The 16,339-nt window shown below is 69.6% G+C and carries 19 protein-coding genes; 7 read left to right on the plus strand and 12 right to left on the minus strand.

What is annotated here, in order from left to right; all coding sequences use genetic code 11:
• Positions 1–37: 37 nt before the first annotated feature.
• From ACO227_RS10740 to ACO227_RS10765, 6 genes are all read right to left on the minus strand, one after another.
• On the minus strand, positions 38–916 hold the full coding sequence (locus ACO227_RS10740) for an NAD(P)H-hydrate dehydratase (protein WP_423601843.1): 879 nt from the start codon (positions 914–916) through the stop codon (positions 38–40).
• Positions 913–1,695 (minus strand): histidine phosphatase family protein, encoded by a 783-nt coding sequence (locus ACO227_RS10745; protein ID WP_423601844.1) that lies wholly within the window; start codon positions 1,693–1,695, stop codon positions 913–915. The genes ACO227_RS10740 and ACO227_RS10745 overlap by 4 nt, the downstream gene beginning before the upstream one ends.
• A gap of 63 nt (positions 1,696–1,758) precedes the next feature.
• A complete protein-coding gene (locus ACO227_RS10750) occupies positions 1,759–2,583 on the minus strand; it encodes a phytanoyl-CoA dioxygenase family protein (RefSeq protein ID WP_423601845.1) in 825 nt (274 codons plus the stop codon).
• Between the two features lies 1 nt (position 2,584).
• Positions 2,585–3,517, minus strand: a complete 933-nt coding sequence (locus ACO227_RS10755; RefSeq protein WP_423601846.1) for an aldo/keto reductase — start codon at positions 3,515–3,517, stop codon at positions 2,585–2,587.
• 4 nt (positions 3,518–3,521) lie between these two features.
• The gene (locus ACO227_RS10760; RefSeq protein ID WP_423601847.1) at positions 3,522–3,695 is read right to left on the minus strand and encodes a hypothetical protein; all 174 of its coding nucleotides are present in this window, start codon (positions 3,693–3,695) and stop codon (positions 3,522–3,524) included.
• A 52-nt stretch (positions 3,696–3,747) separates the two neighbouring features.
• A complete protein-coding gene (locus ACO227_RS10765) occupies positions 3,748–4,023 on the minus strand; it encodes a hypothetical protein (protein WP_423601848.1) in 276 nt (91 codons plus the stop codon).
• 208 nt (positions 4,024–4,231) lie between these two features.
• Here ACO227_RS10765 and ACO227_RS10770 point away from each other — a divergent pair, with 208 nt between their 5' ends.
• Positions 4,232–4,891 carry a DUF1013 domain-containing protein gene (locus tag ACO227_RS10770; protein WP_423601849.1) on the plus strand — a complete coding sequence of 220 codons (660 nt, stop codon included), beginning with the start codon at positions 4,232–4,234 and terminating at the stop codon, positions 4,889–4,891.
• Between the two features lie 45 nt (positions 4,892–4,936).
• Here ACO227_RS10770 and ACO227_RS10775 read toward each other — a convergent pair whose 3' ends face one another.
• Positions 4,937–6,070 (minus strand): acyl-CoA dehydrogenase family protein, encoded by a 1,134-nt coding sequence (locus tag ACO227_RS10775; protein ID WP_423601850.1) that lies wholly within the window; start codon positions 6,068–6,070, stop codon positions 4,937–4,939.
• Between the two features lie 127 nt (positions 6,071–6,197).
• Between ACO227_RS10775 and ACO227_RS10780 the strand changes: the two genes are divergently transcribed.
• From ACO227_RS10780 to ACO227_RS10790, 3 genes are read left to right on the plus strand one after another with little or no spacing between them, the layout of a single operon-like run.
• Complete coding sequence (locus ACO227_RS10780) at positions 6,198–6,881, plus strand: winged helix-turn-helix transcriptional regulator (protein ID WP_423601851.1); 684 nt, start codon at positions 6,198–6,200, stop codon at positions 6,879–6,881.
• 40 nt (positions 6,882–6,921) lie between these two features.
• Positions 6,922–8,016 (plus strand): MBL fold metallo-hydrolase, encoded by a 1,095-nt coding sequence (locus ACO227_RS10785; RefSeq protein WP_423601852.1) that lies wholly within the window; start codon positions 6,922–6,924, stop codon positions 8,014–8,016.
• A gap of 39 nt (positions 8,017–8,055) precedes the next feature.
• On the plus strand, positions 8,056–8,925 hold the full coding sequence (locus ACO227_RS10790; RefSeq protein WP_423601853.1) for a dienelactone hydrolase family protein: 870 nt from the start codon (positions 8,056–8,058) through the stop codon (positions 8,923–8,925).
• Positions 8,926–8,968: 43 nt separating this feature from the next.
• On the opposite strand, the gene ACO227_RS10795 is transcribed toward ACO227_RS10790, so the two are convergent.
• From ACO227_RS10795 to ACO227_RS10805, 3 genes are read right to left on the minus strand one after another with little or no spacing between them, the layout of a single operon-like run.
• A complete protein-coding gene (locus ACO227_RS10795; protein ID WP_423601854.1) occupies positions 8,969–10,726 on the minus strand; it encodes a hypothetical protein in 1,758 nt (585 codons plus the stop codon).
• A gap of 17 nt (positions 10,727–10,743) precedes the next feature.
• Positions 10,744–12,117, minus strand: a complete 1,374-nt coding sequence (locus ACO227_RS10800) for a DUF5935 domain-containing protein (protein WP_423601855.1) — start codon at positions 12,115–12,117, stop codon at positions 10,744–10,746.
• Positions 12,110–12,259, minus strand: coding sequence for a hypothetical protein (locus ACO227_RS10805; protein ID WP_423601856.1), 150 nt, complete (start codon positions 12,257–12,259; stop codon positions 12,110–12,112). Before ACO227_RS10805 ends, ACO227_RS10800 begins: the two co-directional genes overlap by 8 nt.
• Positions 12,260–12,353: 94 nt before the next feature.
• Between ACO227_RS10805 and ACO227_RS10810 the strand changes: the two genes are divergently transcribed.
• Positions 12,354–13,595, plus strand: coding sequence for a TIGR04063 family PEP-CTERM/XrtA system glycosyltransferase (locus ACO227_RS10810; RefSeq protein ID WP_423601857.1), 1,242 nt, complete (start codon positions 12,354–12,356; stop codon positions 13,593–13,595).
• Positions 13,565–14,683 (plus strand): hypothetical protein, encoded by a 1,119-nt coding sequence (locus ACO227_RS10815; protein WP_423601858.1) that lies wholly within the window; start codon positions 13,565–13,567, stop codon positions 14,681–14,683. The genes ACO227_RS10810 and ACO227_RS10815 overlap by 31 nt, the downstream gene beginning before the upstream one ends.
• Here ACO227_RS10815 and ACO227_RS10820 read toward each other — a convergent pair.
• Together ACO227_RS10820 and ACO227_RS10825 are read right to left on the minus strand one after the other, a co-directional pair.
• Positions 14,680–14,994 (minus strand): hypothetical protein, encoded by a 315-nt coding sequence (locus ACO227_RS10820; protein ID WP_423601859.1) that lies wholly within the window; start codon positions 14,992–14,994, stop codon positions 14,680–14,682. The genes ACO227_RS10815 and ACO227_RS10820 overlap by 4 nt on opposite strands.
• The gene (locus ACO227_RS10825; RefSeq protein ID WP_265118870.1) at positions 14,991–15,182 is read right to left on the minus strand and encodes a hypothetical protein; all 192 of its coding nucleotides are present in this window, start codon (positions 15,180–15,182) and stop codon (positions 14,991–14,993) included. Before ACO227_RS10825 ends, ACO227_RS10820 begins: the two co-directional genes overlap by 4 nt.
• A gap of 101 nt (positions 15,183–15,283) precedes the next feature.
• On the opposite strand from ACO227_RS10825, the gene ACO227_RS10830 reads away from it, so the two are divergent.
• Positions 15,284–15,904, plus strand: a complete 621-nt coding sequence (locus tag ACO227_RS10830) for a S24 family peptidase (RefSeq protein WP_423601860.1) — start codon at positions 15,284–15,286, stop codon at positions 15,902–15,904.
• Positions 15,905–16,339: the final 435 nt, after the last annotated feature.

The raw sequence follows: 16,339 nt of genomic DNA on the forward strand, positions 1-16,339 counted from the left end.
GCGCATCTTAGGGCGCGATGCAGCGCTGGCAACGGGATCAGCGGGCGGCGTCGAGCAGGGCGGGGATCTCGGCGGGCAACTCCCGGCCGAGGAAGCCGATCGCGCCGATCCGTTCGGCGAGGCGGCGTCCGGCCTCGCCGTGAAGCCACACGCCCCAGGCGGCGGCGATGCGTGGACTGGCGCCGCGCGCGAGCAGCCCCCCGATGATGCCCGCGAGCGCGTCACCCGAGCCGCCGGTGGCGAGGCCGGGGCCGCCGCCGGGGTAAAGCAGCATGTCCTCGCCGGGACTGGCGATGCAAGTCTCCGGCCCCTTGAGGACGATGGTCGCGGCGAAGCGGTCTGCGGCTGCGCGCGCGATCGCGTCGGGATCGTCGGTTACCTGCGCTTCGTCGCAATCCATGAGCTGCGCCATCTCGCCGGGATGCGGGGTGAACACGACGCGGCCGCGATGGTTGCGGATCAAGTCGCGCAGATCCGCCGCCGCGGCGATGGCGGCGGCATCGAGCACGATGGTGAGAATCTCGGCCGGATCGGCGAGCGCCGCGCTCATGATATCGCCCGCCGGGCAATCGGCGCCCGTGCCCGGACCGAGCACCAGCGTGTCGCAACGGTCGAGCAGCGCGGCGATCCGCTGGCCGCAGCTTGCGGCGAGTTCGCCCGTTTCGTTGACCGGCAAAGGGAACACCGCCGCTTCGGGCATGTGCAGGCCCAGCTGCAGCGCGACGCGTTCGGGCGTCGCCAACTGGAGCTTGCCCGCGCCGGCGCGCAACGCCGCCTCGCCGGTGATGCGCAGCGCGCCCGGCACTTTCTCGGAGCCGCCGACCGCGAGCACGCGGCCGCGCGCGTTCTTGTCGGTATCCTGGTCCGGCAGCGGTAGCGGATGCGCGGCGAGCCACGCCGAGTCGAGCGGCGTCATCCGCGTGCCGCCACGATCGCGTCGGGCGCGCGGGTGACTTCGGCATCGGGCGCGTCCTCGACCGGCGCGGTCTCGTTGTAGCGCACCAGCGTGAGGCCGCCGTCCTTCCCGGCCGAAGAATCGTAGCGATATTCGGTGACCGAGCAGTTGGCGACGTCGCCGGCCTTGTCGATCGCCAGGATCTCGGCCTCGCTCAGATTCTCGACGATGTAGCGCATGCACAGCACCACCACCTGATGCGCGACGATCATCACGCGGCGGCCGCGATAGTGGAGCGAGACGGTGTCGAGCAGCGCGCGCAGGCGGAAGATCACGTCGCACCAGCTCTCGCCGCCGGGCGGGCGGTGGTAGAATTTGCCGAGCAGGCGGCGGAACTCGGCCTGTTCGGGCTCGGTCGCGCGGATGCCGGCAACGGTCAGGCCGTCGAGGATGCCGAACTCCTTCTCGCGAAGCCGTTCGTCGGCGCAGATCGCTTCGTCCGGATCGGCGCCGCCGGCATCGCGGAAGCGGCGCGCGGTCTCCCGCGCACGAAGATAGGGCGAGCAGAGGATGACGTCGGGCAGGGCGCCGGCCGCACCGCGCGCGAACCAGCGGCCGAGCGCATCGGCCTGGCGTTCGCCGAGTTCGGATAGGGGCACATCGACATCGCGCATGTCGAGGCCGATCCGATGTGCGCCACGCTCTTGCGCCAAATCGCGCGCGACGTTGCCGGCACTCTGGCCGTGGCGGACGAGCCAGAGGCGTTCGGGCCAGCGGGGTGGAGAAGCAGCTGCGTGCATGCGGCGGAAAACGGGGTAGCGCGCCGGCTGTTCCAGGCTTGCGATCAACCCGCGCGGTTTTGCCTAGACATAATGCGGTTCGGGGCGTTCGCGCAGCGCCTCGTAATGGACGAGCGCGGGTTCCGGGCCGAGCGGGACCGGTTCGCCGCCGCGGAACGCCCATTCGCCGCGATCGCAATCGGCGGCGCGGACATAGCCGTTGATGTAGAGGCGGCGCTGGTGATCGGCGGTGTTGCGGCCCGAGCCGTGGACCAGGTGCGGATGCCACAAAGCGAGGTCGCCGGGCTCGAGGATCAGGTCGACGACGTTGCCGGGGTCGATTCCGGCGGCGACCAGGGCTTCGTCGCTCATCTCCGTGCCGAGCACCTCGGTCTCGATGTCGAGCCCGAGCTGGCCGGCGCGGTGGCTGCCGGGAATGAAGCGCATCGCGCCGCTTTCGGGCGTGTGCGGGTCGATCGCGAGTCCGGTCTGGACGTAGCTGTCGCCGAGGTTGCGATAGGCGTCGTCGGGCTTGCGGAAGCGCGAATCCTGGTGCCAAGCGAAGTCGCCGCGCGAGCCCGGCGTCTTCCAGTGCACCTGGTTGATGATCTGCTTGAGGTCGCTGCCGATCAGGGGCGCGAGGACCTCGGCGAAGCGGGGATCGAGGCGGACCGCGTTGAGCACCGGCTGGTGATAGGAGGGCCACTGGACCATGCGCACCAGCTGCCGGCCACCGGCGTCGGGAGTCAGTTTGTAGAAGAGGTTGCCGTGGCGGAAGCTGCGGCCATGCGCCTCGCCCTCGAGATAGATCTGGTCGATGGCGGCGGCGATCGCGGCGATCTCGTCGCGGGCGAACAGGCCGCGGACGACCGCGTATCCCTTCTCCCGATAGTCGGCGACGTGATCCATTTCACGCTCCCGCGGCGGTCAGCCGGTCGAGTTGATCCTTCGAGAGCTGGAGGTCCCAGCCGGCGATCAGCTCGTCGAGCTGGGCGAGGCTGGTGGCGCTGGCGATCGGCGCGGTGACGCCGGGCTGGGCGGCGAGCCAGGCGAGCGCGATCTGCGAGAGCGTCGCGCCGGTCTCGGCCGCGACCGCGTCCATCGCGGCGAGCACCTGGCCGCCCTTGCCCTCGAGCAGCTCGGCCATGCGGCCGCCGCGCACGCTTTTGCCGAGATCGGCCTTGCCGCGATACTTGCCGGTGAGGAAGCCCGAGGCGAGGCCGTAATAGGGCAGCACGCCGAGATTGTGCTGGACGCACAGGTCCTGCAGCTCGCCCTCGAAACGATGGCGGCTGACGAGATTATATTCGGGCTGGAGCGCGCGATAATGCGGGAGGCCGTCGCGCGCGGCGAGGTCGAGCGCCGACTTGAGCCGCGCGGCACCGAAGTTGGAGGCGGCGATGTGGCGCACCTTGCCCGCGTCGATCAGCTTGCCGAAGGCGGCGAGAACGTCCGCCTGTGGCACCTTCTCGTCGTCCTGATGCGCATAATAGAGGTCGATCGTCTCGACCCCGAGCCGCTTGAGCGAGGCGTCGCAGGCGGTCGCGATATGTGCCGGGTCGAGCTGGCCGCCGCGAGCGGGCGCGAAGCCGACCTTGGTCGCGATGCCGATGCGCTTGCCCGACGCCCTGAGCCATTCGCCGATCACCGCCTCGGACTCGCCGCCGCGATGGCCGGGCACCCAGTTGGAATAGATGTCGGCGGTGTCGACCAGCGTGCCGCCGGCATCGGCGAAGCGGTCGAGCAGCGCGAAGCTCGTCTCGCGATCGGCGGTCCAGCCAAAGACGTTGCCGCCCAGGACCATCGGCGGGGTCTTGATGTCGGTGACGCCGAGCTGGCGCATCGCCTTACTCCTTCGCCTGGGGCGCGTTGGCGGACATATCGGGATCGCTGGCGTTGATGTCGAGCATGTCCGCGGCGGCGTTGAGCTGCGCGGCCTCGTCGGCGCTGACGCCGGTGGCGTCGTCGGCCGCGTTGCATGCGGCGAGCAGCGCCAGCGGGAGCAGGAGGATCGCGCGCATCACGGCACCTTGTCTGGGAGGGGGCCGCCGCGGCGGGCGGCCCCGGAACATATCACTTCTTGAGTTCGTCGCCCGCGGCGTCGGCGGCGTTGCCGGCCTTCTCGACGCCGGCACCGATCGCATTGCCGAGGCCGTCGGCGGCATTCTCGGCGGCGCCGAGCGCGCTGTCGGTGGCGGCTTCGACGTCCTGGGTCGCTTCGCCCATCGTGGCATTGGCGTCCGCGGCGATCGCGTTGGCGGCCTGAGCGGCTTCGTTCTGCGCGTTCTCGCTGCACGCGGCGAGGCCGAGCGCAGCCATGGCGGCGAGGGGAAGAAGGACTCGTTTCATGCAAATTCCTCTCAATCTTGGCCGGTGCGCCCGCGTAAGGCGCCCGGTGCGATCCTAGGGCATGCGCAATGCATGCCGCAAGTTTCCGGGCAGATGGCAGCGGATGAGAGCCCCAAGACGCTTGCCTCGCGCGTGCCATGCGCCTAGATCAGGCAGCATGAACGGCCGCCCGGTGAGGGCGGCCCTTATTGTTTCTGGAGACTTTGACGTGGCCCAGCCGCTCATGCCGCATGCGACCGCTTCCTGGCTGGTCGACAACACCGCGCTCTCGTTCGAGCAGATTGCCGAGTTCTGTGGCCTGCATATCCTGGAAGTGCAGGCGATCGCGGACGACACCGCTGCGACCAAGCTCACCGGCCGCGACCCCGTCCGCGCGCACGAGCTGACGATGGAGGAGATCGAGAAGGGCCAGGCCGATCCCGACTATCGCCTCAAGATGAGCAAGGGTCCCGATCAGGTCCGCCGCACCAAGGGCCCGCGCTATACCCCGGTGAGCAAGCGCCAGGACAAGCCCGACGGCATCGCCTGGATCATCCGCAACCACCCCGAGATCTCGGACGGCGCGATCGGCAAGCTGATCGGCACCACGCGCAACACGATCGCGGCGATCCGCGACCGCACGCACTGGAACATCGCCAACATCGTGCCCAAGGATCCGGTGACGCTCGGCCTTACCACGCAGCGCGAGCTCGACGCGGCGGTCGCCAAGGCGGCGAAGGCGGCGGGGATCGAAGCCCCGGTCGATACGCGCCTGGAAGGCGATCGCGAGGCGCTGATCGAGCAGCTGCGCGCCGAGCGCGAAGCCGCGTCGCGCGAGGCTGACGAACCGGGCGCGGAGCCGACGCCGGACAGCATCTTCCGCAGCTGACCGGCCGCGGCCGCGCCATATGACGGCGCGGCGGGCCGTTCCAGACTAGCCGTCGATATCGAGGCCGAGCGCCAGCCGGCCGGCGAGCGTGAGCTGGGGTCCCTCGCGCAAGGGATGGAAGCGCGCGCCCTGGATGTCGCGGAAGGCGCGCTCCAGCCCGTTCTTGCGGTAGAAGCTCGAGCCGCCGGCGAGTTCCATCGCACGCTCGACCGTCGCGATCGCCGCCTCGCCCACCAAGGTCCGGCACGCCAGCGCGCGGCCGGTCGTCTCCGGTCCCGGCTGGCCGTTCGTGGCAAGCTCGACCATCTCGCGCATCGCGAGCTCGGCGCGCAGATGCGCATTCTCCATCTCGCCGGCGAGACGGATGAGGTCGCCATCGGCCGGGCGCTTGCCCGCGATCTCGAGCGCGCGGCGGCGAGCGCCGTCGGCCACGCCCATATAGGCCGAGTAGATCGACGCGAAGGCGATCATGCTGATGGTGTGGAACAGCATGTGCCACTTGCCCTTGGGCCGGCGCCCGGCGATCCCCGCATCGGGGACGAACACATGGTCGAGCACGATGTCGTTCGACGCGGTGCCGCGCATGCCCATGACTTGCCAGGTCGCCTCGATCGATACGCCGGGCGCATTGAGCGGCACGCCGAAGTGGAGGACGGTCGGGCCGGCCTCGGGGTCGTCATGGACCGCGCTGGTCATCAGCAGGTCGCCCATCTCGCAGCCGCTGGAGAAGGGCTTGCGCGCGGTGATGTGGAAGCCGCCCTCTGCCTTCTCCGCGACGCCACCGCTGTCGAGCCAGTCCGAGCCGCCGCTCGACACGAGGATCAGGTCCTCCGCGGCGACGCGGCGGAGCAGCCCCTCGGTCGGCGCATTCTGGTGTGCGAGGCGCCAGGCGGCGGCAGCGACGAGGTGCGTGTGCATCGAGAAGGCGAGCGCGGTCGAGCCGCACGCCGCGCCGAGCACGCGGATCGCGCCGAAGATGTCAGCGAACTCGGCGCCGCCGCCGCCGAGATGCTCGGGCACCAGCGCCTTGAAGAAGCCGGCCGCCTTGAGCCGGGCATAGCCCTCGGCGACGAAACATTCCTCGGCGTCGTGCCGGCCGGCCAGCGGGGCGATGTCGGCGGCGATGGCGTGCGCGTCCGCGATCCAGTCGCGCGGCCGTTGTTGAGCTTGCGTCAGCATATGAGAATCTCCGTAGTTGCACCGGAGGGCTTCGCCGATCATGCTGGGCAGGTTCCAGTTCAGAAACTGAAGTTGCCCGATACAGAAACTGAACTAACGCTTCGCGCAATGTCGGGGAGGACGGACGATGGCGCAAGGCAGCTACAAGCAATTCTGTCCGGTCGCGATGTCGGCCGAGACGTTGTGCACGCGCTGGACGATCGTGCTGGTGCGCGAGCTGATCGCCGGATCGACTCGGTTCAACGACCTGCGGCGCGGGGTTCCGCGCATGTCGCCGGCCTTGCTGTCGCAGCGGCTCAAGGAACTCGAGGCGGCGGGGATCGTCGCGCGCGATGCGAACGGGCTCGACTATCGGCTGACCCCCGCAGGGCGCGAGCTGGAGCCGATCGTCGACGCGTTCGGCATCTGGGGGCAGCGCTGGATCGACCATGAGCTCTCGCTCGAGCATCTCGATGCGCAATTGCTGATGTGGGACATGCGCCGCAACCTCGATCCCACGCCGCTGCCGCCGCGGCGCTCGGTGATCCAGTTCCGCTATCCCGAGCAGCCCGAGGCGCACCGGCGCTGGTGGCTGGTGGTCACGCCGGAGGGGACCGTCGACCTCTGCTCGCTGGACCCGGGGTTCGATGTCGACCTCTATGTGTCCACCGACCTGCGGACGATGACGGCGATCTGGATGGGCTACGAGACCCTGCGCGCGGCATTGGACGAGGAGCGCATGATCGTCACCGGCGACTCGGCGATCAGCGCACAGATGCAGCGCTGGCTCGGCCTCAGCAGCTTCGCCAAGCACGCGCGGATGGCGGCATAGGGTCGACAGCGACGGCGGGAGCGTCCAGAAGCGTTGCAGGATGCAACGGGATTCCACTTCGCCGGATGTTTCGCTGACGCAGGACGAGAGCTTCGTCGCGACCAGCCATCGCGGGCTCACCTATCCGTTCGGCGAGCGCGTGCCTGGCGCCGGGGAAGCGCTGGCGGTGGCGCCTGGCGTGCGCTGGATCCGGCTGCCGGTACCCGGCGCGCTCGATCACATCAATTGCTGGCTGCTCGACGACGGCGCGGTCACCACCGTGGTCGATACCGGGCTCAACGTCGATGCGGCGGTGGCGGCGTGGCGCGCATTGCTCACCGCGCCGCCATTGGCGGAGCGGCCGGTCGGGCGGGTGATCTGCACGCATTTCCACCCTGACCACGCCGGACTCGCGGGCTGGCTCGCGCGCAAGTTCCAGGTGCGGTTGTGGATGACGCGGGGCGAGTGGCTGACGCTGCGCGTGCTGACGTCGGACGCGCGCGACGAGGTGCCCGAGGAGCAGGTCGCCTTCTGGCGCGCCGCGGGATGGGACGCGGCGCAGATCGCGGCAGCGTCGGCGGGCGGCTTCGGGCGGATGCGGCGGATGGTGGCGCCGCTGCCCTTGTCCTATCGGCGCATCGTCGACGGCGAGACGATCGCGATCGGCGATGCGGCGTGGCAGGTGGTGACCGCGTCGGGCCACTGCCCCGAGCATGGCTGCCTGCTCAATGCGCGCGACGGGGTGCTGATCGCGGGCGACCAGGTGCTGCCGCGGATCAGCTCGAACGTGTCGCTCGGGCTGACCGAGCCCGAGGGCGATCCGCTGGGCGAGTGGCTCGCCTCGATCGCCAAGCTGATGGGCCTGCCCGGCGACCTGCTGGTGCTGCCTGCGCATGGCGAGCCGTTCACCGGGCTGCATGCGCGGCTGGCGGCGCTGCGCGACGAGCATCTGAAGCGGCTCGACATCCTCCATGCGCACCTCACCGAGCCGCGGCGCGCGGTGGACTGTTTCGGGCGGATGTTCCGGCGCCGGATCGAAGGCGACATGCTCGGCCTCGCCACCGGCGAGACGCTGGCGCACCTGCGGCGGCTCGAGGTCGAGGGACGGGCGGTGCGCGAGGTCCGCGACGGCGTCTGGTGGTATCGCGCGGCGTGAGATAGGCTCGCACGGCAACGCGATTCCGGGAGCAGGCCGATGTGTGACGAGCTGACCGATGCCGACAATGAACGCGTGTTCGGGAAGGTCTCGCGGCGCGAGTTCGCGGGGATGACCGGCGCGGCGGCGCTCGCGGCGATGCTGCCCGCGCCGGCCGACGCCAAGCCGCTCAAGCAGCGCGACATCACGATCCGCACGCCTGACGGCACGGCCCAGGCCTATTTCGTCGCCCCCGATCGCGGCAAGCACCCGGCGGTTCTGGTTTGGCCGGACATTGCGGGGTTGCGCCCGAGCTTCCGCAAGATGGCCGAGCGGCTGGCGCAATCGGGTTATGCGGTGCTCACGGTCAATCAGTTCTACCGCTCGGCGCCGCTGCCGGTCGTCAAGGACGGCGAGAGCTGGGGCCAGCCGGAGGTCCGCGCCAAGCTGATGGAATGGCGCAAGCTGCTGACCCCCGAGGCGGTGATGCGCGACGCGAGCGCCTTCGCGACGTTCCTCGACAAGCAGCCCGAGGTGAACACCAGGCGCGGCATGGGGACGACCGGCTATTGCATGGGCGGGCCGATGGTGATGCAGACCGCGGCGCGGCTGCCCGGGCGGATTCGCGCGGGCGCCTCGTTCCACGGCGGCGGGCTCGCGACCGACAAGCCCGACAGCCCGCATCTGCTGGTGCCCAGGATGAAGGCGAGCTTCCTGTTCGCGGTCGCGGAGAATGACGACCAGCGCAATCCGAACGAGAAGGAGCTGCTGCGCAAGGCGTTCGCCGATGCCGGGCTGCCGGCCGAGATCGAGGTCTATGCCGGGGCGATGCACGGCTGGTGCCCGCCCGACAGCCCCGCGTACAACCAGACGCAGGCGGAAAAGGCGTGGGGCCGGCTGCTGGCACTGTTCGGCAAGGCTTTGGCTTAACTCGCCCTCACCCACCGGGTTTGAACTGGGACCGGCGGAGCGTTCAGCCCGCGAGCCTCGAACCCAGCTTCGCCGCGAGATATTCGAGGTTGGCGACGCGGCGCCACAGGCCGCTGTCGGTGATGTGCTCGATCCGGAAGAAGCGGCGCATCGCCGGGAAATCCGGGTCGATCACGCGGTTCATGTAATCGGGCTCGAGCAGCCCGCCATGCTCGTCGCCCATCGGGCCGAGGCGGCGGCGGAGCGCATAGGTGTGCTGGCGCAGCCACACCGGGCGGATGCGCGTCGACCATTCGCCGAAGCGGTGCTTGCGCCCCGGCGGGCCGGTGAAGTCGTGGCCATAGGCCGAGGGCTGCGCGGCGAGCGCGGGGTCGATCGCGTTGAGCAAGGCCGCCTCGAACCGCCCCGCATGCTTGAGCGCGAGCGGGATCGTCATCGCCTGTGCCACCACGCGATGATCGAGGAAAGGCATGAGATAGGGGCTGTAGCGGCCCTCCAGGCTGATCTCGCGGCCGAACAGCGCGCGGCAGCGGATGCGCGGATAGATCTGCTCGATCCGGTTGCGGTCGAGGCGGCCGGTGGCGGCGGGCGGCTCGACCGCGACGCGGATCTTGGCGGCGATCGTGTCGAGGAAGGAATGCGGATCGAAGGCGCCGGTCGCGTCGCCCGGGGCGAAGCGCGCGAAGAAGGTGCGTGCGACGTCCTTTGCGGTGAAGCGCCGGTCGGGCAGGTAGAAGAAGTTGCGGTAGATCTCGCCGCACCCGCCCGAGACGACCAGCGCGCCGCCGGCATGGCGCTCGAGTTGCGTCGTGCCGTGCGCGCCATTGTCGAAGATGTTGCCGAAGGTGGGCAGGCCGTCGAACTGGTGGAAGTTGCGCTCCACCTGTTCGGGGAAGCCGTCCGGGGGCGGGGTCTCGGCATATTTGTCGGTCCAGGCGACCTCGAAGCCCAGCGCTTTGCCCATCGCCTGCGCGATCTCGACATCCTGGTCGCCGGGCAGGCCGTAGACATAGAGCTCCGGGCGGCAGCCGGCCTCGCGCAGCGCGGCGAGGACGAGGCGCGAGTCGAGCCCGCCCGAGAGCGGGCTGCGCACGCCGTCGCCGAACTGCGCGACATGCGCCCCAACGATCCGTGCGAGCGGGGCGCGGTGACGATCGATCTGCTCGGCGAGCGGGAGCTTCGACGGGGCCGCGGGCAGCGGCTTCTCGACGCGGTGGCGGATCGTGCCGCGCTCGGTCAGCTCGATTACCTCGAAGGGCGAGAGGGTCTTGAGCTCGGCGAACACGGTGGCGTCGCCGAGCGGCATGACGTTGAACGCGAGCTCGTAGACGCCCTGCGGGTCGAAGCCGACCCGGGGCAGCGCCTGCGCCGCGGCGAGGAAGGAGGTCGAGAACAACCGGCCGCCCCGATCGTCGCCGATGTCGCGGAACAGCTGAAAGGCCGAAAAATAGTCGCCGAACAGGAAGGTGCGGCCATCGCGGCGGACCAGGGCGACGAACTGGCCGCCGAGCCGGTCCCAGTCGAGTGCGAGCGGGTCCATCGCCAGCAGGGCTTCGAGCGCGGGGCGGCCGAACTTGCCGTCGACCACGGGCGTGCCGGCGACCGCGGCAAGCTCGTCGCCGCGCGCCAGCGACCCCTCGGGGCCCCCGAGGATGTAGGGAAAGTGGAGCAGCGACCAGCCGGGCAGGGCATGGGTGATCGGCGCGGGGAAGCCCTGCGCCGCAAAGGCTGCCCGCGCGGCGCCGAGGGCGGATTCAGCGGAGGCGGGATCGTCGTTACGCGCGAGAAACAGGCCGGCCATAGCGTGCCTTTAGCCGATCACGTGGCGGCTGGCGCGGGGGAATTGCGCGGCTTCCGCATCGGCTGCATCCCTTCCTCGGCGCGCTTGCGGGCGAGATAGGTGTCGAGCCCGATCTGCGCGCCGACCAGCATGTAGACGAACGGGTTGAGCGCGATGCCGACGAACAGCGAGCCGAGCAGGTAGATCATGTGCGCGTGCTGGAGCGCCGTGGCGAGCGGCGAGATCCAGGCCTGGTCAGGCGTCTGATCGGACTGGGCCTTCCAGTAGCGGCGGCGCAGCACCTCCATGCGCACGATGCCGCCGATATGGATCATCAGCCACAGGATGAAGCCCGGCCAGCCCTGCTCGCCCAGCATCTCGAAGAAAGCGGAGTGATAGGCGCGTGCCTTGTCGATCTCGGGCGTGCGCACGACAGTGAGGTTGGCGCCTTCGCCGACCACCGAGATCTTGTCATACTTGATCTCGTTCTGGCGATACGCCTCGAACCCGCCCCCGAACGGGTGGTCCTTCACATAGTTCCAGGTCCATTTCCACACCTCGATCCGGGTCGAGGCCGAGGCGTCGGCCTGATAAGTGCGGATCGTGTCCATCCGCTCGGTGAAGGCGGTAGGGAGGAAGGGGATGGCGGCGAGGCCGAGCAGCGCCGCGCCGCCGACATAGAGCATGCGCCGCTTGACGTCGCGCAGCATCAGCACCGCGAGCAGGGCGATGCAGACGAGGCCGGTGCGTGCTTCGGTCCCCACCGGCATCAGCAGGCAGGCGAAGATCAGCGCGTAGCCGAACAGCTTCACCCGCCAGTCGGGCGGGAAGATCGTGCCGAAGCGGGTGAACCACAGGATCAGCGGGATGATGCAGATCGCGACCGCCGAGATGATGCTGCCCTCGAACAGGCCGGAGTTGTTGTCGACGATGAGCTTGAGCTGGCCGTAGCCGCCGCCGCCGAGCGCGGTCTTGACCCCGCCCGAGATGATGATCGTCGCGACCGAGAGCAGCATGAACAGCAGCAGCGCCTCGATCCGCAGCTTGGTGCGCAGGGTGAGGGGGAGGAAGATGGCGAAGGCCAGCGCCTTCCACACCCAGTCCCATTTGAACGCCGCGTCGATCGGGAAGTCGGCCTTGGTCGTGGTCCAGTAGCAATAGGCGAGCAGCGCCAGCATCAGCCCCTGGCGCGGGGCGACGCGCGTGTCCTTCTTGTCGTCGAAGGCGAGCCAGGCGAGCACCGCGAAGCCCACCGCCATCGCCGAGATCGGGAAGGCGTTGAGCAGGAAATAGCTCATCCGCTGCGGTGAGACGACGTCGATATAGACATAGGCCAGCACGAAGATGAACGGCCGGCGGAAGCCGAGCCCGAAGATCGCCGCGAGAAATGCGATGAAGGCGAGATCACGCACGCTTGCGGCCCCAGCGGTTCTTGGGCGCGGAATCGTCGGTGGGCGGCGGAGTCTCGTCGTCGAGCGCCGGGCTGTTGATGAGGCGCCAGGCAGTGAGCAGCAGCAGCCCATGGGTGAGGGCGAGCACCAGACTGTCGATCATTGCCCGTCCCTCTTGCGCGCGTGAAACCGGCGACCCTCCTAGTCCGGCTCGGTTGACGCGGCGTTAAGTGCTGGCGTGGCAAGGGCATCGCGTCATGCGCATCCTGCACGTCCTCGACCATTCGCTGCCGCTGCACAGCGGCTATACCTTCCGCACCCGCGCGATCCTGAAGGCGCAGATGGAGCGCGGCTGGACCGTGGCCGGGGTGACCGGCCCGCGCTACCATACCGGAGACGCGCCGTTCGAGACGCTCGACGGGATCGACTTCCATCGCACGCGCCAGATGCGGCGGCTGCCCCCGGTGGTGGGCGAGGCGGCGGAGATCGCGGCGTTCGCGCGGCGGATAGACGCGGTCGTGCAGCGCTTCCGGCCCGACGTCCTCCACGCGCATTCACCGGTGATCGATCCGCTGGCGGCGATGCGCGCGTCGAGGAAGCACGGGATTCCGCTGCTCTACGAGATCCGCGCCTTCTGGGAGGATGCGGCGGTGGGCAATGGCACCGGGCGCGAGGGATCGCTCAAATATCGCGCGACGCGGGCGCTGGAGACCTTCGCGTCGAAGCGCGCCGATGCGGTGGCGGTGATCTGCGAGGGGCTGAAGCGCGACCTGGTGGCGCGCGGGATCGGCGCGGACAAGATCATGATCTCGCCCAACGGCGTCGACCTGCATCTGTTCGGCGAGCCGCCCGCGCGCGACGCGGCGCTTTCGGCCGAGCTCGGGCTCGACGAGGCCGAGGTGATCGGCTTCATCGGCAGCTTCTACGACTATGAAGGGCTCGACGACCTGATCGCGGCGATGCCCGCTTTGGCGGCGCTGCGGCCCAGGGCGCGGCTGCTGATGGTCGGCGGCGGGCCGATGGAGGAGAAGCTCCGCGCGCAAGCCGCGGCGTCGAGCGCGGCGGATGCGATCCACTTCGTCGGACGCGTGCCGCACGAGCAGGTCGAGCGCTATTATTCGCTGATCGACCTGCTGGTCTATCCGCGAAAGCATATGCGGCTGACCGACCTCGTCACGCCATTGAAACCGCTGGAGGCGATGGCGCAGCGGCGGCTGGTCGCAGCGTCGGACGTGGGCGGGCATCGCGAGCTGATCCGCGACGGCGACACCGGCACCTTGTTCCCGCCCGACGATCCCGGGGCGCTGGCCCAGGCGGTGGCGGCGGTGTTCGACAATCGCGCCGGCTGGGACGCGCAGCGCGAACGGGCGCGGACATTCGTCGAGAAGGAGCGTAACTGGTCGTCAAACATTTCACGCTACGAACCCGTTTACCAAAAGCTTATCGAAGCGCGCGGACGGTCTGGGAAATGGTTGCGTACACCCTCGTTCAACGTCTGAGTCCCAACCTCGCGCTCGCCGGCGCGGGGCTGGCGGGCGTGCTCGTGGCGCTCGCGACGCTGGCGATTCCGGCACCCCTGCTCGAGGATTGGGTGGTGACGAGCGGCATCGCCGCCTTCGTTCCCGCCGCCGAGCCGCCGCTGGGCGCGACCGCGCGGATCTGCGTCGGCGTGTTCGCGGGCGGGGCCGCGGCGCTGATCGCCTGGTTCCTGTTCTCGGCATTGCTCGTCTGGCGCGACTCGCGGGACGAGGCGGAGGAGGACGAGACGGTGATGCGCCGTCCCGTCGTGCGCCGCGCCGATGCCCATCCCGACGCGCCGCCGCGTCCGCCGCTGCTCGCGACCCGCGACCTCGGCATGCCGTTCCGCGCGAAGGTGGAACAAGTGGAAACGGAATCGGCGGATAGATTTGCGGAAGCGCGGATATTCTCCGTTACGGAGGAGAAAGTGGAAACGGTGGAAGCCGATGTTCATGATCTGCACTTGCCCGAGCTGCCGCCCGAGCCCGTAATCGCCATGGGGTCGCCCGCGCCGCCGGCCGAATCGATTCCGGCTGTCGCGATTCCGCAGCCGCAAGTGGAACCGAAGGCGGAGATGCCGTCGATCGTCGCCCGCTCGGCGCCGCTGCTCGAGCCGCAGCCGCTTCCGGCCGACCTCGACCAGCCGCTGTCGGCCTTCGACCCCGACGCGATTCCCGAACATCCGCTCGCGCCGCCACCCCCGCTCAAGCCGCTGCACCGCGCGCCCTCGCCGGTGTTCGCCGAGGGCGAGCGGTTCGAGACCTTCGACCTGACCCCGGCAGCGCGCCCGCCAGCGCGGGTCGAGCAGCCCGTGCCCCCGTCGATGCAGCCCGCCCCGGCGCCTGCGCCGCGCGCCGAGAACCTTGCCGCGCCCGAGACCGAGGCGAGCGTTCACGCGCTGCTCAACCGGCTCGAACGCGGCATCGCGCGTCGCGGCGAGCAGGCGCAGGCGACCGCGCCCCAGACCGAAACAGCCCCCGCACCGCCGGCCGGGCCGCCGCCCATTCCGGAAATGCAGGGGCTGGAAGGCGCGCTAGCCGCGCTGCGCAAGCTGGCGGTCCGCGCCTAGCAATCCTCCACGGTCAGCGCCTCGAGTTCGATCTCGACCCGGTCGCGGGCGCGCCGCTCCCCCGCCACGACCATGTCGGCGACGAGATGGCCGCGCAGCCGGAACTCGGCTTCGGGCAATGCCGCCAGCCAGCGGTCGAGCAACGGAGATCCGATCGTGGCGATCGTGATCCGGTGCCGCGCGCCGGTGAAGGTCGCGCTCGCCCAGCTCGTCCAGTCCGCGGCGAGGATCGTCAGCGCGATCCCCTCCGCCTCCGCGGTACGTACCAGCACGCGTTCGAGCTGCGTCCCCGCGTCCAGCCGGCCGCTCATGGCCGCGGCTCCGGGGGCGGGGGCGAGGCGAGGAACGCTTCGACCCGCGCCAGCGTACGCGCCCGCAATTCGCGCCCATTGCGCAAGTCGCCGACCAGGCGCGGATCGCGCACCGCCAGCCGCCCGAATTTGGTTTGCGGCATGTCGTGCTTGCGCAGATACCGCTCCACCTTGCTCAAAATCGCCATCGATCACACCCGTTCCTTTCCCGCTGAATCCGACTCGAATGTTCATTAAATGTTCTCATTTCCAACTTGTCTAGGAAAATTCCTACGGCTATGAACCGGACATGGATTCACTCGAACAACGCGAGGCGCTGGAGCGCGCGGCCGCGGTGCGCGGGGAGTCGCTCGCGGCGCTGTCGCGGCTGATCGGCCGCAACGCGGCCTATCTCCAGCAGTTCGTGACGCGCGGCAGCCCGCGGTTGCTGGCCGAGGCTGACCGGCGCAAGCTGGCGCGCTATCTGGGGATCAGCGATGTCGCGCTTGGCGGGCCGGCCGCGGAGGGACTGGTGCCGGTGGCGCGAGTCGATGCCGGCGCGGCGGCGGGGCGCGGTCGGCTGGTGGAGAGCGAGCGGCGGAGCCAGTTGCTGCTCGATCCGGCCTTGCTGCGGCGGCTGGGGGTGCGCGCCGACATGGCCTCAACGATCCGCGTCGAAGGCGCGTCGATGGAGCCGACGCTATGCGACGGCGACGAGATCCTGGTCGACGGCGCGCGGCGGGCACTGGGCGCGCGGGCGGCGATCTATGTGTTTCGGCGCGACGGGCTGGTGGCGGTCAAGCGGCTGCGCGCGCTGGGCGGCGAGGTCGAGGTGGTGAGCGACAATCCCGCCTTTGCGGACGAGGTGGCGCCGGCGCGCGCGATCGACGTGGTGGGGCGCGTGGTGTGGCTGCACCGGGCGCTGGTTTAGCGGGCAGCTATCGGGTGGAAGGCGCCATCAACAGGGATCGTGCCAAAGCACCCCCTCTATGGTCTCATAGTAACACTCAGCGGGCATTCGTGGTGCGCGCCCCGGCCGGGGAATGTCATATCCCCAGCCTCCGTCGAAAAACGCCTTGATGGTGATGCTGACGCCCCATTCGTGAACCCAGACGAGTTCCGGACGGAGCCTTGCGATCGCGGGCGGCCATTGGTCCTTTGGGATCTCGATCAAACCTCGAGCAGCTGCCATTTGATGGCGTGAGGCCAGGGCTAGAGCTTCGGCCCTGGCGGCGCGCAAAGCAGCCGAGTCAGAAATCGGCCCTGGGCATCCGCTTAGCAGCGTGAATGCCAAAAGGATGGTGAGCGCGGATGTCCAATTGCTCCAAGCGGCCATGTACGAAGCTAATCATGCTACGGATGGCTC

The sequence above is a fragment of the Sphingomonas sp. MS122 genome, from assembly GCF_049532975.1.
GTDB lineage: Bacteria > Pseudomonadota > Alphaproteobacteria > Sphingomonadales > Sphingomonadaceae > Sphingomonas.